Here is a 20,079-nt window from a genome sequence, read left to right as displayed (position 1 = left end):
AGGGGGAGGATCATGCGGCAAACGCCATTGCTTTGCGTCATGACAGTATCGCTGGCGTAACGACCGGCGGTACCGTAGATCAATAACCCATGGTAAGCGTACGCTTGAAATTGCCTTCGTCCGAGGGGCGTGTCGCCCGGTGGCTGGTCGCGTTCATGACGCTCGGTTTCATCGCGCTCGCCGCCGCCGCGGTCGCGATCGGCTGGATCACGGTCCGCAACCAGAGCTATACCGCCGAGATCCTCCACACGCAGGACGTCCGCCAGGCGATCGCGACGCTCCAGGTCGAGATGGAGCAGTCCGAGACCGCGCGGCGCGGCTATATTCTGGTCGGCACGCCGCTGTTCGCCACCGCCTATGCGCGGACCGCGGGCAACATCGTCCCCTCGATCCGCACGATCCGCCAATTGACGAGCGACAACCCCGCGCAGACCACCCGGATCGACCGGATCGAGGCAAGGTTCGTCCGGTTGCGCGCGCTGCGTACGCAGTCGATGACGCTGGTCGCGAGCGGCCGGATCGCCGAGGCAAGACGCCGGTTCGCGGTCGATGCCAGCGTGCCGCTGATGCGCGGCATCCGCTACCGCCTCCAGGCGATGGCCGCCGACGAGGTTCGCCTGCTCGCGATCCGCACCGGGCACCAGCAACGCAGCAGCGCGCTGTTCCTCTCGGTCGCAGGGTTAGCCGCCGCGCTGCTCCTGGTCGTCGCGATCCTCGCGATCCTCGTGATCCGCCGCTACACCACCGATCTGGCCGGCTCGCGCGACAGCCTGCGCGATCTGAACGAGACGCTCGAGGATCAGGTCGCGACTCGCACCGCGGATCTCAGCCGCGCGAACGAGGAAATCCAGCGCTTCGCCTATATCGTCAGCCACGACCTGCGCTCGCCGCTGGTGAACGTCATGGGCTTCACCGCCGAACTCGCCACCGCCGCCGGGCCGCTCGCCGAGCTGATCGACCGTGCCGAGGCCGAAGCGCCGCACATCCTGACGCAGGACGCAAAGCTGGCCGCGCGCGAGGACCTGCCCGAGGCGATCGGCTTCATCCGCACCTCGACGCAGAAGATGGACCGGCTGATCAACGCGATCCTCAAATTGTCGCGCGAGGGGCGCCGGACGATCGCGCCCGAGCATATCGACCCCGCGCAGCTGGTCGACACGATCATCGGTTCGATGCAGCACATCGTCGACGATCGCGGTGCGGTCGTCCGCGTCGAACGGCCGATGCCCGCGATCGTCACCGATCGCCTCGCGCTCGAACAGATCCTGTCGAACCTGATCGAGAACGCGACCAAGTATCTCAAGCCCGGCCGTCCCGGCGAGATCGTCGTGCGCGGGCACAAGGAGCGCAGCCGGGTCATCCTGTCGGTGATCGACAATGGCCGCGGTATCGATGTGCGCGATCATCAGCGCGTGTTCGACCTGTTCCGTCGCTCGGGGCCGCAGGATCAGCCCGGCGAAGGGATCGGCCTCGCGCATGTCCGCGCGCTGGCCTATCGTCTCGGCGGCACGATCGACGTGCAGTCGACGCTCGGCGACGGTGCCACCTTCCGCCTCAACCTTCCCAGCGCAATGACGATTCAGGATAGCACGCCATGAACCAGCACCAGACCGTCGGGATCGTCATGATCGAGGACGACGAAGGCCATGCCCGGCTGATCGAGAAGAACATCCGTCGCGCAGGGATCCTGAACGACATCAAGCACTTCACCGACGGCACCAGCGCGCTCGATTTCCTGTTCAACGCGGTCGACGGGCCCGCCAAGAGCGGCCCGGCGATGATCCTGCTCGATCTCAACCTGCCCGACATGAGCGGGACGGACATCCTCACGCGAATCAAGGCGGAGGGCAGCCCGCTGCGCCGCACGCCCGTCGTCGTGCTGACCACCACCGACGACAAGATCGAGATCGAGCGCTGCTACGATCTGGGCTGCAACGTCTACATCACCAAGCCGGTGAACTATGAGAGCTTCGCGCAGGCGATCCGCCAGCTCGGGTTGTTCCTGTCGGTGATCCAGGTTCCCGACGCCGAGTGAGCGGGCCAAGCGTCCTCTACATCGACGACGACGCCGGGATCCGGCGGCTGGCGGCGCGTGCGCTCGAACGCCGCGGCTACCGGATGACCGTCGCCGAGACGGGGGCGGAAGGCGTCGTGAAGGCGGCGGCCGAGCGGTTCGACCTGATCGCGGTCGATCACTACATGCCCGGCATGGACGGGCTCGAAACGCTCGAAGCGCTGCGCCGTTTGCCCGATCCGCCGCCGGTCGTGTACGTCACCGGCTCGGAGGAAGGCCGCATCGCGGTCGCCGCGCTCAAGGCGGGCGCGGCGGACTATGTCGTGAAGACCGTGGGCGAGGATTTCTTCGACCTGCTCGACGCCTCGTTCGATCAGGTGCGCGCTCGCGCGCTGCTCGAACGCGACAAGGCGTCCGCCGAAGCCGACCTGCGCGCCAGCAATGCGCGGCTCGAGGCGCTGCTCGGCGAGGTGAACCACCGAGTCGCCAACTCGCTCCAGCTCGTCTCGGCGATGGTCCGCCTGCAGGCGACCGCGCTCACCGACCCCTCCGCGCGCGAGGCGCTCGAGGATACGCAGCGCCGCATCCAGGCGATCGCGCAGGTCCACCGGCGGCTCTACACGAGCAACGACGTCGAGAATGTCGACATGCAGGAATATCTCGGCGCGCTGGTCGACGAACTCGCCGAGACCTGGTCGACCGACGCGCTCCCGCGCGCGCTGACGCTGGTCGCCGAGCCGATCCGCCTGCCGACCGACCGCGCGGTGTCGCTCGGCGTGATCGTCACCGAACTCGTCACCAACGCGTGCAAATATGCCTATCCCACCAGCGGCGGTGAAGTCCGCGTGGTGCTGCGCCGGATCGACGACGATATCGTCCTGCTCGCGGTCGAGGACGATGGTTGCGGGATTCCCGAAGATGCGGTGCCGCGCGGGACGGGGCTCGGCACGAAACTGATCCGCGCAATGGCGCAAAGCCTGCAGACGATCGTCGAATATGACCCGACCCACACCGGCGTCCGCGCCACGCTGCGCGCCGCTGTCCGCTAAAGGTCTTCGCGCCGGACTGCCCCATCCTCCGTTCGTGCTGAGCGAAGTCGAAGCACCCGCGCTTGGGGCACATCCTTCGACTTCGCTCAGGACGAACGGGGAAGAGTGCAGACCCGTTAGTTCGCCGGCTCGGACAGTGGCGCGAACCGGGCGACCTGGTGGCCGACCAGCCGCAACTGCTCGATCACCGCAGGGTCGTTCGCGCCGCCCTCGTCGTCGAACTTCGTGACCTGCGTGTTGATCGCCGCCGCAAACGGGGTCGGCCAGCCGCGCAGCGCGTGGACGATCGAGCGGAGCGCCGCGATCGTGCTGCCCGTCGCCTGCCAGCCATAGGCCGTCGCGATCAGCCCGACCGGCATGTCGGCCAGATACGGTCGCTCGTCGCGCGCGGTTTCCTCGAGCAGGTCGAGCGCGTTCTTCACCACGCCCGAGATGCTGCCGTGATAGCCCGGGCTCGCGATGATCACCGCGGATGCCCCGCGCACCGCCTCGACGAATGCTCGCTCGTCCGCGGTCCGCGTCGTCGCCTTGGGATCGTAGAGCGGCAGCCGCGCCATGTCGGCACCACCGAACATCTGCGTGCGATAGCCCTGCTTTTCGACCGCATCGAGCGTGATCCGCAGCGCGCGCTCGGTCGACGAAACGCCGCCGATCGTGCCGCCGATGCCAACGACCAGCGGGAGAGTTTCGGAAGCGGCCACGGTTTCATCCTGTTCGAACGTCATCGACATGCTCTTCCCCGTTTCGTCGCGCGATGACAACCGGTCTTGGACACCAGGCCTTCGCGCGGTTCCCGCTCGCGGACGCTGTCGCTAAGCCTCCGTACACGTTAAGCATGCGCATACGCCGGACGCAGGCACCGACTTGCCCGAACTGTCGTAGAACGATAATACACCTGATGTCCGCCGCTTGGCCGACCCGCTGGAACGACCGATGCGCCCCGATCCCTTCGATACCAACCGTTCCAGCGCCGGCCGTTCCAGCGCCAACTCGCAGGATGACCGCGAGCCCTATGCCTATGAACGCGAACGGCTGAGCACCGAACGCGAACGCCTCCGCCAGAAATACGAGCGCGAGCGCGATGGTGACGCGTTCGAGCCGTATGACGATCGCGACGCGGCGCCGCCCTATGCCGCACCGCGCCGCCAGCGTCCGATCGGCCGGTGGATCCTGCGCGGGCTGGGCATCGGCATCGTCCTGCTGGTGATCGCGATCATCTGGCTGGCGATCACCGCACCGCTGTCGAAATCGCTCCAGCCGCCGACGCCGCCCTCGATCACGCTCACCGCGGACGACGGCACGCCGATCGCGCGGCGCGGGGCGATCATCGGCAAGCCGGTCGACGCGGCCACGCTGCCGCCGCACGTCACCCAGGCCTTCCTCGCGATCGAGGATCGGCGCTTCTACTCGCACTGGGGCGTCGATCCGCGCGGCATCGCGCGCGCGGCGTGGGCGAACATGGGCTCGGGCGGCGTGCGTCAGGGCGGCTCGACGATCACGCAACAGCTCGCGAAGAACGCGTTCCTCGATTCGGACCGCACAGCGACGCGCAAGATCCGCGAGGCGATGATCGCCTTTTGGCTTGAGGCATGGCTGTCGAAGGACGAGATCCTCTCTCGCTATTTGTCGAACGTGTATTTCGGCGACAACACCTACGGGATCAGCGCGGCGGCCAAGCATTATTTCGGCCGCACGCCCGACAAGCTCAACGTCGGCCAGGCGGCGATGCTCGCAGGCCTCGTCAAGGCGCCGTCGCGTCTCGCCCCCACCTCGAACCTCGAAGGCGCGCGCAAGCGCGAGGCGGTCGTGGTCGGCGCGATGGTCGATGCGGGCTTCCTCACCAAGGCGGAGGGCGACGCGGTCCGCCCGCAGCGCGTGCTCGGCAGCCGCCCGTCGCAACTGCCCAACGGCACCTATTTCGCCGACTGGATCCTCCCCGAGGCGCGCGACCAGGCGGGCGAGGTCAAGACCGAGACCACCGTCCAGACCACGCTCGATCCGAGGTTGCAGCGTGCAGCGGAGCGTACCGTCGCGCGCGCCGGGCTACGGCAGGCGCAGGTCGCGCTGGTGGCGATGCGCCCGGATGGCCGGGTCGTCGCGATGATCGGCGGCAAGGATTATCGCAAGAGCCCGTTCAACCGCGCGACGCAGGCACGGCGCCAGCCCGGCTCGACCTTCAAGCTGTTCGTCTATCTGGCGGCGATGCGTTCGGGCCTGACGCCCGATTCGACGATCGAGGACCGGCCGGTGACGATCGGCGACTGGACACCCAAGAACAGCGACGGCCGCTATCAGGGGACGATCACGCTGCGCCAGGCGTTTGCGCGATCGTCCAACGTCGCGGCGGCGCGGCTGACGCAGCAGGTCGGCGTCAAGGCGGTGATCAAGGCGGCGCGCGATCTCGGAATCTCGACGCCGATCCCAAGCGAGGCGACGATCGGCCTCGGCACCTCGACCGTGTCGCTGCTCGAACTGACCGCCGCCTATGCCGCGATCGCACGCGAGCAATATCCGGTGCAGCCGCGCGGCCTCGCCGACGTTCGCGAGAAGGGCTGGTACCAGTCGCTGACCGGCGGCGCGACCGAGATCCCGTCGAAGATCCATGACGAGATGCTCGATCTGCTCGCGGCGTCGATCCGGAACGGCACCGGGCGGCAGGCGAACCTGACGGTCGACGCGTTCGGCAAGACCGGCACGACATCGGACAACAAGGATGCGCTGTTCGTCGGCTTCGCGCGTGACCTCGTGGTCGGCGTGTGGGTCGGCAACGACGATAACAGCTCGAACCCCGGGCTGTCGGGCGGCGGGATTCCGGCGCGGATCTGGCGCGACTTCATGCAGTCCGCGCTCGGCATCGCGCCCGTCGCCGCGCCGCCACCCGCGGTCGAGGAGGTCGATCCCGACGCGCTGCCCGCGGACGAGGAGGGCAATGCCGTGCTGCCGTTGGGCGGCGAGATCGAGGGGATGGGCTTCAACCTGAAGATGGGCGAGGACGGCACGATCTCCGTCGGCCCCTCGCGCCGCGACCGCGAGGAAGGCCCGCCGCCCCGCGACGATCGCCGCCCGCCCGAGGACGAGCCTGGGTATGACGGGGAGCAGTGACCCTCCCCCCACCGTCCTCCTGACAAGGGGCCGCGATCCCCTCCCTCCCACCGTCATCCTGACGAAAGTCAGGACCCAGAGCCACGAATGACCCCGCCCATGGCTCTGGATCCTGGGTCGAGCCCAGGATGACGAAGTAGAAGGGTGCGTCGCGATCGAAGCCCCCGTTCAAGCGAGGGGCCGCGATCCCTCCACCCCACCGTCATCCTGGCGAAAGTCAGGATCCAGAGCCACGAATGCCCCCGCCCGTGGCTCTGGATCCTGGGTCGAGCCCAGGATGACGAAGTAGAACGGGACGGCTCGGTCGAAGCCCCCGTTGACGCCATCACCGCATCGCAGCATGTCCTCCCCATGCGCTTTTTCTCCGACAACGCCGCCCAGGTCCACCCGCACGTCATGGCCGCGATCGCCGCCGCCGACACGCTCGACACCGCCTATGCGGGCGATGCGTGGAGCCAACAGCTCGATGGCCGCCTGTCGGCGCTGTTCGAGACCGAGGTCGCCGTCCTCTGGGTCCCCACCGGCACCGCCGCCAACTGCCTCGCGCTCGCAGCGCTCTGCCCCCCGCATGGCGGGATCGTCTGCCACCGCGACGCGCACATCCAGAACGACGAGGGCGGCGCGCCCGAATTCTACACCCACGGCGCCAAGCTCTTCCTCGCCGACGGCATCGGCGCGAAGCTGACGCCCGAGACGATCCGGACCGTTCTCGATGCGATCCCCGACGACGTCCACCGCGTCCAGCCGCACGCAATCTCGATCACCAACGCCACCGAATATGGCCGCGTCTACCAGCCGCACGAGGTCGCCGCGATCGGCGCGCTGGCAAAGGGGCGCGGGCTCGGGTTCCACATGGACGGCGCGCGGTTCGCCAATGCGATGGCGCGGGTCGGCTGCTCGCCCGCCGACATGACGTGGCGCGCCGGCGTCGACGCGCTCAGCTTCGGCTTCGTCAAGAACGGCGCGATGAGCGCGGAGGCGCTGGTCTTCTTCAAGCCCGACCTCGCCGCGGTCACGCACTATCGCCGCAAGCGCGCAGGCCTGCTGCTGTCGAAGGGGCGCTACCTCGCCGCGCAGATCCTGGCGATGCTCGACGACGATCTCTGGCTCGCCACCGCCAAGGCCGCCAACGACGCCGCCGCCACGCTCGCCGCCGCAGCCGGCGACCGCCTCGTCCACCCGGTCGAGGCGAACGAAGTCTTCTTGCGCGCAACCCCCGAAGAGGCGGCAGCCCTGCGCGCGCGCGGCTTCGACTTCTACGACTGGGCGGCGGGCGAGATCCGCCTCGTCACCGCGTGGGACAGCCCGGCGGACGCGGTCGGCCTGCTCGCCGACGCGATCCGGGAGTTATGACCCCCGCCCCGGCCGCCCCTCCCCTGCCGCCGATCCAGTCGACCCGCGCGGCGGTGCTGATCCCGTTCGCCATCGTCACGCTGATCTGGGGCTCGACCTGGCTCGTCATCCGCGACCAGATCGCGGTGGTGCCGCCGAGCTGGTCGATCAGCTACCGCTTCCTCGTCGCCGGCATCGCGATGGCGATCTATGCGAGCATCAAGCGCGAGAGCTTCCGGTTCGACGCACGCGGCTACGCGTTCGCGGCCGTCATCGGCGTCGCGCTGTTCACGTTCAACTTCAACTTCGTCTACCGCGCCGAGCATTACGTCACCTCGGGGCTGGTCGCGGTGGTGTTCGCCCTCCTGCTCGTCCCCAACGCGATCTTCGGCCGCATCTTCCTCAAGCAACGCCTCGGGCGGCAGCTGATGCTCGGCTGTGCGGTGGCGATGGCGGGAGTCGCGCTGCTGTTCGTCAACGAGGCACGCGTCGATCCGCACGGCCCGCGCTCGGCGACGATCGGCATCGTGCTGACGCTGTGCGGCGTGATGGCCGCCTCGGTCGCCAACGTCATCCAGGGCAGCGCATTCGCCAAGCGCTATCCGATGGCGCCCGTGCTCGCGATCGCGATGCTGATCGGCGCGTGCCTCGACGCGGCGTTCGCCTGGATCACCACCGGCCCGCCGGTGTTCGAGGCCCGCTTCGGCTATATCGCCGGCATCCTCTATCTCGGCGTGTTCGCCTCCGCGCTCGCCTTCCCGCTCTATTTCAACGTCATCCGCGCGATCGGCCCGGCAAAGGCGGCGTATTCGGGCGTCATCGTGCCGGTGATCGCGATGCTGCTATCGACGCTGTTCGAGCACTATCACTGGTCGACGCTGGCGGTCGCCGGCGCGGTGCTGTCGGGCATCGGGCTGGTCATCGCACTCAGCGCGCGCAGGCCCGCGCGGTAATCGCGCCAGGCGGGCGCCCAGCCGAGCACGCGCTTCGCCTTGCCGTTCGCGACCCGCCGGTTCTCCGCGTAGAAGCCGCGCCCCATCGCGGTCAGTTCCTCGAGCGTCACGAACGGCGGCGCGGGCATGCCGAGCAGCATCGCCGCGAACGCCACGACGTCGTTCTGCGACGCGGGCACGTCGTCCGCCAGATTATACGCCCCCGCCGGCGCATCGAACCCGGCGATCACGCCCGAGACGATATCGTCGACATGCGCGCGGCTGAACACCTGCCCCGGCTGTTCGATCCGGTGCGCCTTGCCCGCGCGCACGCGGTCGAGCGGCGAGCGACCCGGCCCATAGATGCCGGGCAACCGGAACGTGCGCGCGCCAAGCGCCAGCCAGTCCGCATCCGCCGCCGCGCGGGCGCTGCGCCGGCCACCGCCGATCGGCGCGGTCTCGTCCACCCACGCGCCGCGCGCATCGCCGTATACCCCCGTCGACGACAGATAACCGACCCATGCCCGAGTCCGCAGCAGGAGCGCGCCATAGCGCCCCAGCACGGGGTCCGCCTCATGCTCGGGCGGCACCGACGACAGGATATGCGTCGCCGCGGCGATCTCCGCGGTCACCGCGTCGCTATCGTCGAACCGGATCGATTCGCCGCGACCGTCGCGCGTGGTGCCGACGACATGCCAGCCGTCCGCCGCCAATCGATCGCCAAGCCGCCCGGCAGTGTAACCCAGCCCGAAGATCAGCAGCCTGCTCATTTCGTCGTCCCAGTCGGTGCCATCGGCCCCTTATACAACGTCCCGAAATAATCGCCCGCATTCCACACCGGCCGCTGTGCGCCGTCGGCGATCTCGCGCGCGATCCGGTAGTTAGCATCGACGAACCGCACGCCCTGATCCCACAGGACCGGCTGCGACAGGTCGTCCGACGGCTTGTGGTAATTGTTCGCCATGAAATAGGCGACCGCGGCCTTGCCCGGCCCCTTCTGGCCCGGCCACAGGAACACCGCCGGAATGCCCTTCTGGACGAAGCGGAAATGGTCGGAGCGGACGAAGATGCCCTCTTCCGGCATCGGATCGGGCGACAGGCCGACGCCGATCGCGGCGACCGCCTTTTGCACGATCGGGCCGATCGTCGAGCGCTCTGCACCGAACACCACCATGTCTTCGAACTTGTAGGTGAGGATCGGCATGTCGAGATTGACGTCCGCGACGATCGAGCTCAGCGGCACGGTCGGGTGGTTGGTAAAATAGTCGCTGCCGACCAGCCCCTTCTCCTCGCCGGTGACGGCCAGGAACATGATCGTGCGCTTGGGCGACTGACCGCTGGCGGTGAAACGCTTGGCTTCCTCGATCAGGCTGGCGATGCCGATCGCATTGTCGAGCGCGCCGTTGTTGAGCGCGTCGCCCTTCACAGGCTTCGTGATGCCGATGTGATCGAGATGCGCCGAGAGCACGACGACTTCCTTGCCGACCACCGGATCGCTGCCGGGGATCATGCCGACGACGTTGCTGCTGGCGGCGGGTACGAAGCTCGTCTTGGTCGCGACGGTCAGCGTGCCGGGCAGCGGCATCGCCTTGAACTTGGCGTTGTCGCTGTCCGCCTGCTTCATGACCTTGCTCCAAGGCGTGCGTGCACCAGCGAACAGCTTGGCCGCGCCGGCCATGCTGACGGTGCCGAGCGACGGCGCGGCGGGCGCATCGACCTTGCCGGTGCCGTCGGGGTTCGCCCAGGTCATCCGCGGCGTCGCATAGGATTCCGCCAGCTTGGCGAACGTCCGCACCTTGGCCGATCGCGGGCTCTCCAGCGTGATCACGCCGACCGCGCCCTTGGCCTGCGCGATCGCCGCCTTGGTGCCGCCCGAGCCGAAGAACGCACGCTCCTCGCCACCGAACCGCGCGGGCGATCCGCCGAAATAGGCGACGATCTTGCCGCGCACGTCGACGCCCTTGTAATCGTCCTGGCCATATTGCGGCGCGTCGATGCCATAGCCGACGAACACGACCGGAGCCGACACGCTCGTCTCCGCCTTCGCGCCGTTCGCGGCGGGAACGTAGTCCTCACCGAACACGAGCGGCTGCGCGGCGCCGCGACCGGTCCACACGAAATCGCCCTTGCTCGCCGCCTTGTAGCTGACCAGCGGCACCGTCTGGAGATAGCCGCCCGCATCGCCACCGGGACGCAGCCCCGCGGCATAGAATTGCGCGGCGACATATTGCGCGGCGATGTCGAATTCGGGGCTGCCCGCCTCGCGCCCCTTCATCGCATCGGAGGCGAGGAACAGCACATGCGCCTTCATCGCCGCCTGGTCCGCGGGCAGCGGGGCTGCGAGCTTTGCGTTCAACTCGGCGTTCGGCGCCGCGACCGGCGCAGTCTGGGGCGGCGTCTGAGGCGCCGTCTGGGCAAGGGCCGACGTAGAAAGCGCGAGCACCGCGAGCGCGCCAAAAGGACGATACATCCGGAAATCCTTGCAAAGGGAACGTGTTGCAGCGGCGTAGCATGCACCGACTCCCACGCAAGCTTTGGGTCGCGGGATCAAAGACGTTCCATACCGAGAAACAGCTCCCCGGCGGAGGCCGGGGTCCAGTTAGGAGACAGTGCTGAACACAGGCTGCGCTTCGTCACCGCAACCTCTCCAACTGGACCCCGGCCTCCGCCGGGGAGGTGCAATGTTCGAATGAATGCGCGCCAAGCTTTGGCTGGCGATAGACGGGCGCGGCCCTATATTCGCAAAGATATGCTCGACATCCAGAACAGTCTCGCCCACCCGCTCGTCATTCGCCGCGAGGATTACACCCCGCCCAAGTGGCTGGTCCCCGAGACGAGCCTGGATTTCGTCCTCGACCCGTCGACCACGCGCGTGACGGCAACGCTGTCGGTGACTCGCAACGGCGATCATGATAGCCCGTTGCGGCTTGACGGCGCGGGGCAGAAGCCGCTGTCGGTCACGGTCGACGGCGTCGCGGTCAACGACTGGCGGCTCGACGGCGAACAGCTCGTCATTCCGCTGACCGGCGCGGCGCATGTCATCGAGACGCAGGTCGAGATCGCGCCCGATCGCAACACGCAGCTGATGGGGCTCTATGCGTCGGGCGGCAATCTCTGCACGCAGTGCGAGGCGGAGGGCTTTCGCCGCATCACTTATTTCCCCGATCGCCCCGACGTGCTCAGCGTCTATTCGGTCAGGATGACCGCGGACAGGACGCACTTCCCCGTGCTGCTCGCGAACGGCGATCCGGTCGCGCAAGGGCAGCTCGACGACGGCCGCCATTGGGCGACGTGGCACGATCCCTTCCCCAAGCCCTCCTACCTGTTCGCGCTCGTCGCGGGCGATCTCGCGGTCAACCGCGGCCGCTTCACGACGATGTCGGGCCGCGAGGTGTCGCTCGGCATCTGGGTGCGCGAGGCCGACCTGCCCAAGACCGACCATGCGCTCAAGGCACTCGAGCTCGCGATGGCGTGGGACGAGACGACCTATGGCCGCGAATATGATCTCGACGTGTTCAACATCGTCGCGGTCGACGACTTCAATTTCGGCGCGATGGAGAACAAGGGCCTCAACATCTTCAACTCGCGCTACATCCTGGCAGACCCGGATACCGCGACCGATTACGACTATGACGCGATCGCCGCAGTCGTCGCGCACGAATATTTCCACAACTGGTCGGGCAACCGGATCACCTGTCGCGACTGGTTCCAGCTGTCGCTGAAGGAAGGCTTCACCGTCTATCGCGACCAGGGCTTCTCCGCCGACCAGGGGTCGCGCGCCGTCAAGCGGATCGAGGACGTCCGCGGCCTGCGCGCGTCGCAGTTCCCCGAGGATTCCGGGCCGCTGGCGCATCCCGTCCGGCCTGAATCCTATCAGGAGATCTCCAACTTCTACACCGCCACGATCTACAACAAGGGCGCCGAGCTGATCCGGATGATGGCCGCGATCCTCGGCCCGCAGGGCTTCCGCGCGGGCACCGACCTGTATTTCGATCGCTATGACGGCACCGCGGCGACCTGCGAGGATTTCGTCACGTCGATGGAGGAAGGGGGCAAGGTCGACCTGACCCAGTTCCGCCTCTGGTATTCGCAGGCGGGCACCCCGCGCGTCTCCGCCAATCTGACGTACGAGACGGGCGTGTCGCCGGACGGCGATCGCGCGATGCTGCGCCTCGCTCAGCAGGTCCCCTCCACCCCCGGCCAGCCGGTGAAGTCGCCGATGGTCCTGCCGCTCCGCGTCAGGCTGTTCGGTGCGGACTCGGGGCTTCCGCTGACCGAAGAGCGTCTCATCCTGTTCGACGACACGCTCGAGACGGTCGTGTTCGACGGCATCACCGAACGCCCGGTGCTGTCGATCAACCGCGGCTTCTCGGCCCCCGTGGTGGTCGAGAGCAATCGCAGCGCCGCCGATCTCGCCTTCCTCAGCGCGCATGACGACGATCCGTTCGCGCGCTACGAGGCGATGCAGCAGCTGATGCTCGATACGCTCGTCGCCTCGGCGCAGGGGCGGCCCGATCATGCCGACGTGATCGCCGCGGTCGCCAACACGCTCGACGATGCCGAGCTCGATCTCGCCTTCGTCGCAGAGGCGGTGCTGCTGCCGTCCGAAAGCTTCATCGGCGACCAGATGCCCATCGTCGATCCCGAGGCGATCTTCCGCGCGCGCGAATCGCTGCGCCGCGATCTCGGTACGCAGCTCGAGGCGCAGTGGCGCACCGCCTATGCGCGCGCCGAGGGCCAGCCCTACGCCTATACGCCCGAGGGCAAGGGCCTGCGTCGCCTGCGCACCGTCGCGCTCGGCTATATTGCGGCGAGCGGCGCGGAGGATGCGGCCGACCTGGCGTTCGCGCAGTTCGAATCGGCGGACAATATGACCGACCGGATGGGTGCGCTGACCACGCTGGTGAGCAGCGAGTCGGGGATCCGCACCACCGCGCTCGACATCTTCTACAGCCAATATTGCGACAACGCGCTGGTGCTCGACAAGTGGTTCCAGGCGCAGGCGCTGTCGTCGCGCGACGATACCGGCGCGATCGTCGCAGGCCTTGCCGAGCATGCCGATTTCAGCCTGAGCAACCCCAATCGCGCGCGGTCGCTGATCGGGGCGTTCGGCGCCAACCAGCGCGCCTTTAATACCGCGGATGGGAGCGGGTATCGGTTCCTAGCCGACCAGCTGGTCGCGCTCGACCGGCTCAACCCGCAGACCGCGGCGAAGCTCCTGCCGCCGCTCGGTCGCTGGCGGCGGTTCGATTCGGCACGCGCCGGGCTGATGCGCGCGGAACTGGAGCGGATCGTCGCCACGCCGGGGTTGTCGAAGGATCTGTTCGAGCAGGCATCGAAGAGCCTGGAGGGCTAACCTAAATCCTCCCCCGCCAGGGGGAGGTGTCTGGCCCTCGCCAGACGGAGGGGGAGGAAGGCGATTCCCGCTGTTCCGTGTCCTCCCCCTCCGTCGCCTCCGGCGCCACCCCCCCCTGGCGGGGGAGGATCACACCCCCCCGTTCGTGCTGAGCGAAGTCGAAGCACCCTCGCTTGGGGCATGCCCTTCGACTGCGCTCAGGGCGAACGGAAGGCGGCGGTGGACGGCCTACCGCCGCGCGCCGAAGAACGCGCGCAGGATCCCGGCCGCTTCGGTCTCGGCAATGCCGGCATAGATTTCGGGCCGGTGGTGACACGTCGGCTGACCGAAGAATCGCGGCCCGTGCTCGACCGCGCCGCCCTTCGCGTCGGGCGCCCCATAATAGAGCCGCGCGATCCGGGCATGCGCGATGGCGCCGGCGCACATCGCGCAGGGCTCGAGCGTCACCCACAGGTCGCAGCCTTCGAGCCGATCGCTGCCCAGGGCCAGCGCGGCGGCGCGGATCGCCTGGATCTCGGCATGCGCGGTCGGATCGGACAGGGTTCGCGGCGCATTGGCCGCCACGGCGATGATGACGCCGTCCTTCACGACGACCGCGCCGACCGGGACTTCACCGGCCAGTGCAGCATCGCGCGCCGCGTCGAGCGCGCGGCGCATGGGGTCGGGGACGGGGAACATGGCACAAAGCCCTGCCCGCCCCGCCCCGTCAGGTAAAGATCAGTTCGGCGCCTGGCTGTTGGCGGGCTTCTCGACGTTGATCGTCGGGACCGCGACGGTCTTGTTCTCGGTGCCGAGCGTGACCTTCGCCACGTCCGCCTGGAACTTCGGTGCCTGGACGACGCCCTGGCGGGTCTGGTCGATGTTGATGATCCCGAAATACATCAGGCCGACCACGACCAGCACGACGATCGCGAGCAGCGACAAGAGCGTACGCATAAGACATCCCCTTTTCTTGAACAGTTCGATAGCGTAACAACGTCCGCGAACGCAGCGGGTTGCAAGACCCGTACTGCGCGGATCGCAAGACACGTTTTGCGTGAATCGGTTGACGAAAGCCGGCGTGCCAGCTATCCGCGCGCCTTTCCGGGGTTCCTCCCGACACTTGAATAGGTAATCACATGTCGCGCATTTGCGAACTGACCGGCAAGGGCCGGATGGTCGGGAACAACGTCTCCCACGCCAACAACAAGACCAAGCGCACGTTCCTGCCGAACCTGCAGAACGTCACGCTGCTTTCCGATTCGCTCGAGAAGGGCGTCAAGCTGCGCGTTTCGACGCACGGCCTGCGCACCGTCGAGCATAATGGCGGCCTCGACAACTGGCTGGTGAAGACCTCGGACGACAAGCTGTCGCTCCGCGTTCGTCGCCTCAAGCGCGAAGTCGTCAAGAAGATCGCAGCTTCGGCAGTCGCCGCCTAACAGCGACGGTTGAGACGATCACCGCGGCCCGCCCTGCACATCGCAGGGCGGGCCGTCGGCGTTTGTGCGTCTAGCGATCGAGCCGGAACTTCAGCAGCAGCGTGCGCTGAAGGATCAGCTGGTTGTCGTCGGACACGATCCAGACGATCGTCGCGCCATTCTCGGTCGTAGTGTCGATCCCCTCGAAATTGTCGTGGATCAGCGGCGCGTCGATCGTCGCGATCAGGCGTCCCCTGGCGATTCGCCCCGCCGCCACATCGCGCCGGTCGATTCGCGATATCCGCGCGGAGAATCGGAACGGCAGCCGGAATCCACGATCGAGCACCAGCAGGTCGCCGTTCGGCAAGGCGGTGACGTCCGACGGATCGTACCGGCCATAGGGCGTGTAGGCGAATCGCGCCGGCGCCCCGCCCGCGGTCGGATCGCGCGCGAAGATCAGCGCCTGCCGCGTGTGCAACCGGTCCGTCTCCGACCCGGTCCAGTCTGGGCGCCGCACATGCGCCTCCTCGCTGATGACGACGAATCGACCATCGGGCAGCCGCGCCATCGATTCGGGGCCGCCATTGGCAGGCCATCTGCGCATCGCCTCGGGAGCGACCCGCGCCTCGTACCGCGTGAACCCCGGAGCATAGCGCCAGATCGAATTGCTGTTCTCGAACCCGACCCAGATCTGGCCCGTTTTCGGATCGATCGCCATCGATTCGCTGTCGCGGTCGCGCTTCTCCCAGCCGATGCCAGGGCCGGCGGGCAGGTTGCTGAACGCGATTCGATGCGGGCGCCAGTCGCCCCCCATGTCGAACTGGACGATGTTGCCGCCGTCGCTCAGCAACGTGAAGCGATGGCCGCCCGCGGCGCTGCTGACGTCGAGCGACGAGAATCCGCCGAACGCCGGATCGCGGCTGTCGAGCGCGACCCCGCCGAGATAGGTGAGCCCGCCGACGCGCACGTGCCGCGGGTTGGTGCGATCGAGCATCACGCGGGTTGCGGTCAACTGCGCGCGCTCGCCAAGCAGGTCGAGCCGCGATTCGCCCGTCCAGTTCGGCACGATCGCGCAGACGCTGACGCAGACGAACAGGGCGGTGATCAGGCGTCGCATCGCGCCCTCATAGGGCCCCGCGCGGTCCACGGAAGCATGAACAGCGGATAACGGAGGCATTCAGGCTCGGCTCAATGCGAATCACCCATAAGCCTCTCATCGAGGATGGAAGCACGGCCACCGCCGCCGCCGAAATCCCCAACGGGAGACGCACGATGTTCAAGACTTTTACCCTCGCCGCCAGTGCCCTCGCATTGGGTGCAACCGCCCTCGTTCCCGCCGCCGCCGATGCGCAGCGCTACGGCTCGCGCTACGAGCGTGGCTACGATGGCTATCAGGGGGGTTATCAGGGCGGCTATCGCGGATACGATCGCGGTTACGACCGGAGCGACTATCGCGAGTATCGCGGCAACGATCGCCGCTACAATGCGCGCAACCGCCGCGGCTGCGACAACACCGGCGGCACGATCATCGGCGCCCTCGCCGGCGGCCTGCTCGGCCACACCATCGCCGGCCGTGGTGACCGGACGCTCGGCGCGGTCCTCGGCGCAGCCGGTGGTGGCCTCGCCGGCAACGCGATCGATAAGTCGGATAACCCGGGGTATTGCCGGCGGTAAGCCCGGCAACGCCCGGGCAGGTGCTCGCCGCGAAAGCGGCCGAGCAACCGCCGGCACGGACGGCGGGCAGGCAGCGCCTGACCCGACCGACGACGGCTTTGCCGACGTCCCGCTCGTGCAGGCCCAACCAGTTTCCCAGTTCCCTCGCGTAGCGTATCGAGGGCGAGGGCCGGTTTCCCGTATGGAAGCCGGCCCTTTGTTCGTCCAAAGCCGAGCAATACCGCACCGACGATACATCCCACCGTCATCCTGACGAAAGTCAGGATCCAGAGCCACGATCGACGTGCTCGGTTACCCTGAGTCCCGACGTTCGTCAGGATGACGGTGGTAGATGGATCAGGCGATCCGATCCGGCACTTCGGCCGCATCTTCGGCGATCGCCGCGCTCGGCGCGACGGCCTCCCACGGGAACACGAACCAGTCCTTGGTTACCGTCCGGTCGATCGTCCGCGCGCTATATTCGATCCGCTCCGCCGAGCTGACATTGTCGATCAGCATCGCGAACCGCACCGCGCCGTCCACCGCACCCGCCGCCGCGAGCGCGCCGCGCAGGTGCGTGATCGTCCGCCCCGAATCGTTGATGTCGTCGAGAAACAGCAGCCGCTCGCCGTCGCGAGTCCGCTTGGCGAGCTTCACCAGCGGCGCGTCGGCGAAGTCCTTCACCTGGCTCGAATAATCGACCGACAGCGTCGGCAGGCCGATCGCGTGGCTGAGGAACACCGCGGGCACCAGCCCGCCGCGGCCGATGCCGATGATGAAATCGGGGGTCCATGCGGTATCCTCGGCCAGCTTGGCGGCGAGGACGTGGATCGCAGCGACGAAGTCGTCCTGCGGAATAGGGGTGAAGATCGGCATCGACCGATTCTAGCCGGTCGGGCGGACGACTTCACCCCAAAACCTGCCCCATCCCATCGTGTTTCCCCGCGAAGGCGGGGACCCAGACTGGGCTCCCGCCTTCGCGGGAGAACAACGAGGCGGCAGATACCCCTTCAGACTCAGATCGTCTCCAGCGCCTGCTCGAAATCAGCGATCAGGTCGTCCGGATCCTCCACGCCGATCGAGATGCGGACGAGGTTGTCGGTGATCCCCAGCGCCTGTTTGCGCGCATCGGGCACCGACAGATGCGTCATGCCCGCCGGGTGGCTCGCCAGCGTCTCGGTCCCGCCGAGCGACACTGCGAGCTTGGCGATCTTCAGCGCGTCGAGGAACGCGAAGCTCTCGCGCTCGCCGCCCTTGAGGTACAGCGAGAAGGTCGAACCACCACCGGTGCAATGGCGGCGATAAATGTCGGCCTGCCGCTCCATGCCGGGCTCGTCCTCGAGGAAGCCGAGATACGCGACTCGCTCCACCTTCGGGTGATGCCGCAGGAAGCCGCAGACCTTCGCGGCATTCTCGCCCGCACGGCTCATCCGCAACTCAAGCGTCTCGAGGCTGCGCAACAGCATCCAGGCAGTGTTCGGATCGGTGATCGTGCCGATCGTGTTGCGCATCGTCCGGATCGTGTTGATGTGCTCCTTCGATCCGAGGACGCCGCCCGCGACCAGATCCGAATGCCCGCCGACATACTTTGTCAGCGAATAGACGACGATGTCCGCGCCGTGCTTGAGCGGCTGGAACCAGAGCGGCCCAAGGAACGTGTTGTCGATCGCGATCGGTGGCTTTTCACCCTTGAAGATCACATCGCGGCTGGCGGCGACGGCCTCCACGTCGACCAGCGCGTTGGTCGGGTTCGCCGGGCTTTCGAGATAGATCAGCGCGACATTGCCGGTCGCGGCCTCGGTCATCACCGCGTCGATCTCCTCGCGCGTCGCACCCGCGGGGAAGTCGAGCCACTTCACCCCGAACTTGCCGAGCACGCGGCCGATCAGCGTCTCGGTCGCCGCATAAAGCGGCCCCGAATGGACGATCGTGTCGCCCGGCTTGACCATCGCGAGGAACAGCGTCGCGATCGCCGACATGCCGCTCGAGAAGGCGAGCGCGTCCTCCGCCTCTTCCCACACGCCGAGGCGATCCTCGAGAATCTCCTGGTTCGGGCCGTTGAAGCGCGAATAGACGAGGCCCTCGGCACCGCCCGGACGCTTGCCGGTGACGCCCTCGAAATGCCGCTTGCCCGCCGCGGCGTTGGGGAAGACGAAGGTCGAGGTGAGGAAGATCGGCGGCTTCAGCGAGCCTTCCGACAGCGACGGATCATAGCCATGGCCCATCATCAGCGTCGACGGCTTCAGCTTGCGTCCGCCGATCTTCTCGACCTCTGGCTTGGGCGCGACTCGCGCGGCGACGCCGGTCAGGTCGGCTTCGGTCTCGGCGGGGATGGCGCCTGCATTATCGGGGGTATCGGACATTCATAAGCTCCTGCGTGGCCCGTCTGGCGCGGACCGATGTGCAGAGCCCTAAACGAGCGATGCAGGATTTGGGACCCGTTACAGCCCGATGATGCTGATCTGGCGGCCATAAGAGGGTTCGTCACGATGGGTCGCGCGGCGGTAGCTGAAGAAGCGCTCCGGGTCGGTATAGGTGTCGAGCCCGAGCGCCTCGATCCGGCCGATCCCGGCGACCGCGAGACGGCTGACGACATAGGCCTCCAGGTCGAACTGATAATGGTCCGCGCGGCCATCGGCGAAGAAGCGCTCATTCTCCGGATCCGATTCGCAGAACCGGCGGATGAACGAGTCGTCGACCTCGTAGCTCGCGCGCGCGATGCACGGACCGACCGCGGCGACGATGCGGTCGCGGCGCGCGCCGATCGCCTCCATCGCAAGGATCGTCGCATCGGTGACGCCGCCGAGCGCCCCTTTCCACCCGGCATGCGCGGCGGCGACGACGCCCGCTTCCGCATCGGCGAACAGCACCGGCGCGCAGTCCGCGGTGAGGATGCCGAGCGCCAGCCCGGGGCGGTTGGTGACCAGCGCATCGCCGCGGGGGCGAAGCGAGTCGTCGAACGACGCGATCACGGTCACCACGTCGGCGGAATGGATCTGGTACAGCCCGACGAGCGTGCCGCCCGGCAGCACCGCCTCGGCGGCACGACGGCGGTTCTCGGCGATCGCGGCGGGGGCGTCGTCGGAGCCGATACCGACGTTGAGGCTCGCATAGGCGCCGGTCGACACGCCCCCGCGGCGGCCGAGAAAGCCGTGGCGGACGTCGCCAAGCGACTTGGCGCGGATGACGTCGATCGTCATGCCGAACGCCCCTTCCATAGCACCACCCCGGCGAAGGCCGGGGC

The 20,079-nt window shown here is 67.7% G+C and carries 18 protein-coding genes; 9 read left to right on the top strand and 9 right to left on the bottom strand.

What is annotated here, in order from left to right:
• Nucleotides 1-89: 89 nt before the first annotated feature.
• Genes EV283_RS13685 through EV283_RS13675 form a run of 3 tightly spaced genes read left to right on the top strand, consistent with a single transcriptional unit; the run spans nucleotide 90 to nucleotide 3,063 of the window.
• Nucleotides 90-1,598 (top strand): sensor histidine kinase, encoded by a 1,509-nt coding sequence (locus EV283_RS13685; protein WP_130326299.1) that lies wholly within the window; start codon nucleotides 90-92, stop codon nucleotides 1,596-1,598.
• On the top strand, nucleotides 1,595-2,035 hold the full coding sequence (locus tag EV283_RS13680) for a response regulator (RefSeq protein ID WP_056416106.1): 441 nt from the start codon (nucleotides 1,595-1,597) through the stop codon (nucleotides 2,033-2,035). Before EV283_RS13685 ends, EV283_RS13680 begins: the two co-directional genes overlap by 4 nt.
• Nucleotides 2,032-3,063: a histidine kinase dimerization/phosphoacceptor domain -containing protein gene (locus EV283_RS13675; protein WP_130326297.1), complete on the top strand. Its 1,032-nt coding sequence runs from the start codon at nucleotides 2,032-2,034 to the stop codon at nucleotides 3,061-3,063. The genes EV283_RS13680 and EV283_RS13675 overlap by 4 nt, the downstream gene beginning before the upstream one ends.
• Nucleotides 3,064-3,179: 116 nt before the next feature.
• On the opposite strand, the gene EV283_RS13670 is transcribed toward EV283_RS13675, so the two are convergent.
• On the bottom strand, nucleotides 3,180-3,764 hold the full coding sequence (locus EV283_RS13670; RefSeq protein WP_242615976.1) for an NADPH-dependent FMN reductase: 585 nt from the start codon (nucleotides 3,762-3,764) through the stop codon (nucleotides 3,180-3,182).
• A gap of 232 nt (nucleotides 3,765-3,996) precedes the next feature.
• On the opposite strand from EV283_RS13670, the gene EV283_RS13665 reads away from it, so the two are divergent.
• The 3 genes from EV283_RS13665 (at nucleotide 3,997) to EV283_RS13655 (ending at nucleotide 8,450) form a co-directional block, all read left to right on the top strand.
• Nucleotides 3,997-6,165 (top strand): transglycosylase domain-containing protein, encoded by a 2,169-nt coding sequence (locus tag EV283_RS13665; RefSeq protein WP_165391804.1) that lies wholly within the window; start codon nucleotides 3,997-3,999, stop codon nucleotides 6,163-6,165.
• Nucleotides 6,166-6,516: 351 nt separating this feature from the next.
• Nucleotides 6,517-7,518, top strand: coding sequence for a beta-eliminating lyase-related protein (locus EV283_RS13660; protein ID WP_130326291.1), 1,002 nt, complete (start codon nucleotides 6,517-6,519; stop codon nucleotides 7,516-7,518).
• Nucleotides 7,515-8,450, top strand: coding sequence for an EamA family transporter (locus EV283_RS13655; RefSeq protein ID WP_130326289.1), 936 nt, complete (start codon nucleotides 7,515-7,517; stop codon nucleotides 8,448-8,450). Before EV283_RS13660 ends, EV283_RS13655 begins: the two co-directional genes overlap by 4 nt.
• Here the strand turns inward: EV283_RS13655 and EV283_RS13650 are convergent.
• Together EV283_RS13650 and EV283_RS13645 are read right to left on the bottom strand one after the other, a co-directional pair.
• A complete protein-coding gene (locus EV283_RS13650) occupies nucleotides 8,363-9,199 on the bottom strand; it encodes an NAD(P)-dependent oxidoreductase (RefSeq protein ID WP_130326287.1) in 837 nt (278 codons plus the stop codon). The two genes, EV283_RS13655 and EV283_RS13650, sit on opposite strands and share 88 nt — an antisense overlap.
• Nucleotides 9,196-10,899, bottom strand: coding sequence for a M28 family metallopeptidase (locus tag EV283_RS13645; RefSeq protein ID WP_130326285.1), 1,704 nt, complete (start codon nucleotides 10,897-10,899; stop codon nucleotides 9,196-9,198). The genes EV283_RS13650 and EV283_RS13645 overlap by 4 nt, the downstream gene beginning before the upstream one ends.
• A gap of 279 nt (nucleotides 10,900-11,178) precedes the next feature.
• On the opposite strand from EV283_RS13645, the gene pepN reads away from it, so the two are divergent.
• Nucleotides 11,179-13,785 carry an aminopeptidase N gene (gene pepN / locus EV283_RS13640; RefSeq protein WP_130326283.1) on the top strand — a complete coding sequence of 869 codons (2,607 nt, stop codon included), beginning with the start codon at nucleotides 11,179-11,181 and terminating at the stop codon, nucleotides 13,783-13,785.
• 228 nt (nucleotides 13,786-14,013) lie between these two features.
• Here the strand turns inward: pepN and EV283_RS13635 are convergent, their stop codons facing one another.
• Together EV283_RS13635 and EV283_RS13630 are read right to left on the bottom strand one after the other, a co-directional pair.
• Complete coding sequence (locus tag EV283_RS13635) at nucleotides 14,014-14,463, bottom strand: nucleoside deaminase (RefSeq protein WP_242615975.1); 450 nt, start codon at nucleotides 14,461-14,463, stop codon at nucleotides 14,014-14,016.
• A 39-nt stretch (nucleotides 14,464-14,502) separates the two neighbouring features.
• Nucleotides 14,503-14,721 carry a hypothetical protein gene (locus tag EV283_RS13630; protein ID WP_056416086.1) on the bottom strand — a complete coding sequence of 73 codons (219 nt, stop codon included), beginning with the start codon at nucleotides 14,719-14,721 and terminating at the stop codon, nucleotides 14,503-14,505.
• 182 nt (nucleotides 14,722-14,903) lie between these two features.
• Here EV283_RS13630 and rpmB point away from each other — a divergent pair, with 182 nt between their 5' ends.
• A complete protein-coding gene (gene rpmB, locus EV283_RS13625) occupies nucleotides 14,904-15,203 on the top strand; it encodes a 50S ribosomal protein L28 (RefSeq protein WP_055874131.1) in 300 nt (99 codons plus the stop codon).
• A 70-nt stretch (nucleotides 15,204-15,273) separates the two neighbouring features.
• On the opposite strand, the gene EV283_RS13620 is transcribed toward rpmB, so the two are convergent.
• Complete coding sequence (locus EV283_RS13620) at nucleotides 15,274-16,299, bottom strand: esterase-like activity of phytase family protein (protein ID WP_242615974.1); 1,026 nt, start codon at nucleotides 16,297-16,299, stop codon at nucleotides 15,274-15,276.
• A gap of 155 nt (nucleotides 16,300-16,454) precedes the next feature.
• On the opposite strand from EV283_RS13620, the gene EV283_RS13615 reads away from it, so the two are divergent.
• Nucleotides 16,455-16,856 carry a glycine zipper 2TM domain-containing protein gene (locus EV283_RS13615; protein WP_130326931.1) on the top strand — a complete coding sequence of 134 codons (402 nt, stop codon included), beginning with the start codon at nucleotides 16,455-16,457 and terminating at the stop codon, nucleotides 16,854-16,856.
• 336 nt (nucleotides 16,857-17,192) lie between these two features.
• Here EV283_RS13615 and EV283_RS13610 read toward each other — a convergent pair whose 3' ends face one another.
• The 3 genes from EV283_RS13610 to pgeF all read right to left on the bottom strand — a co-directional run bounded on the left by EV283_RS13610 (nucleotide 17,193) and on the right by pgeF (nucleotide 20,035).
• Nucleotides 17,193-17,711 (bottom strand): phosphoribosyltransferase family protein, encoded by a 519-nt coding sequence (locus EV283_RS13610; RefSeq protein WP_130326281.1) that lies wholly within the window; start codon nucleotides 17,709-17,711, stop codon nucleotides 17,193-17,195.
• Between the two features lie 140 nt (nucleotides 17,712-17,851).
• Nucleotides 17,852-19,198, bottom strand: a complete 1,347-nt coding sequence (locus tag EV283_RS13605) for a cystathionine gamma-synthase family protein (RefSeq protein ID WP_130326279.1) — start codon at nucleotides 19,196-19,198, stop codon at nucleotides 17,852-17,854.
• A gap of 78 nt (nucleotides 19,199-19,276) precedes the next feature.
• Complete coding sequence (pgeF, locus tag EV283_RS13600) at nucleotides 19,277-20,035, bottom strand: peptidoglycan editing factor PgeF (RefSeq protein ID WP_130326277.1); 759 nt, start codon at nucleotides 20,033-20,035, stop codon at nucleotides 19,277-19,279.
• Between the last annotated feature and the right edge of the window lie 44 nt (nucleotides 20,036-20,079).

This window comes from Sphingomonas sp. BK036, from assembly GCF_004216825.1.
Classification (GTDB): Bacteria; Pseudomonadota; Alphaproteobacteria; order Sphingomonadales; family Sphingomonadaceae; genus Sphingomonas.
Note: the sequence above shows the minus strand (reverse complement) of the source record. Positions and strands in the feature narration are given on the sequence as shown.

Coding starts and splice junctions, on each gene's coding strand:
- pgeF (WP_130326277.1), bottom strand. CDS start 20,035: ATGACGATCGACGTCATCCGCGCCAAGTCGCTTGGCGACGTCCGCCAC.
- EV283_RS13655 (WP_130326289.1), top strand. CDS start 7,515: ATGACCCCCGCCCCGGCCGCCCCTCCCCTGCCGCCGATCCAGTCGACC.
- EV283_RS13615 (WP_130326931.1), top strand. CDS start 16,455: ATGTTCAAGACTTTTACCCTCGCCGCCAGTGCCCTCGCATTGGGTGCA.
- EV283_RS13665 (WP_165391804.1), top strand. CDS start 3,997: ATGCGCCCCGATCCCTTCGATACCAACCGTTCCAGCGCCGGCCGTTCC.
- EV283_RS13610 (WP_130326281.1), bottom strand. CDS start 17,711: ATGCCGATCTTCACCCCTATTCCGCAGGACGACTTCGTCGCTGCGATC.
- EV283_RS13605 (WP_130326279.1), bottom strand. CDS start 19,198: ATGTCCGATACCCCCGATAATGCAGGCGCCATCCCCGCCGAGACCGAA.
- EV283_RS13680 (WP_056416106.1), top strand. CDS start 1,595: ATGAACCAGCACCAGACCGTCGGGATCGTCATGATCGAGGACGACGAA.
- EV283_RS13620 (WP_242615974.1), bottom strand. CDS start 16,299: ATGCGACGCCTGATCACCGCCCTGTTCGTCTGCGTCAGCGTCTGCGCG.
- EV283_RS13635 (WP_242615975.1), bottom strand. CDS start 14,463: ATGTTCCCCGTCCCCGACCCCATGCGCCGCGCGCTCGACGCGGCGCGC.
- EV283_RS13630 (WP_056416086.1), bottom strand. CDS start 14,721: ATGCGTACGCTCTTGTCGCTGCTCGCGATCGTCGTGCTGGTCGTGGTC.
- EV283_RS13645 (WP_130326285.1), bottom strand. CDS start 10,899: ATGTATCGTCCTTTTGGCGCGCTCGCGGTGCTCGCGCTTTCTACGTCG.
- EV283_RS13650 (WP_130326287.1), bottom strand. CDS start 9,199: ATGAGCAGGCTGCTGATCTTCGGGCTGGGTTACACTGCCGGGCGGCTT.
- rpmB (WP_055874131.1), top strand. CDS start 14,904: ATGTCGCGCATTTGCGAACTGACCGGCAAGGGCCGGATGGTCGGGAAC.
- EV283_RS13660 (WP_130326291.1), top strand. CDS start 6,517: ATGCGCTTTTTCTCCGACAACGCCGCCCAGGTCCACCCGCACGTCATG.
- pepN (WP_130326283.1), top strand. CDS start 11,179: ATGCTCGACATCCAGAACAGTCTCGCCCACCCGCTCGTCATTCGCCGC.
- EV283_RS13685 (WP_130326299.1), top strand. CDS start 90: ATGGTAAGCGTACGCTTGAAATTGCCTTCGTCCGAGGGGCGTGTCGCC.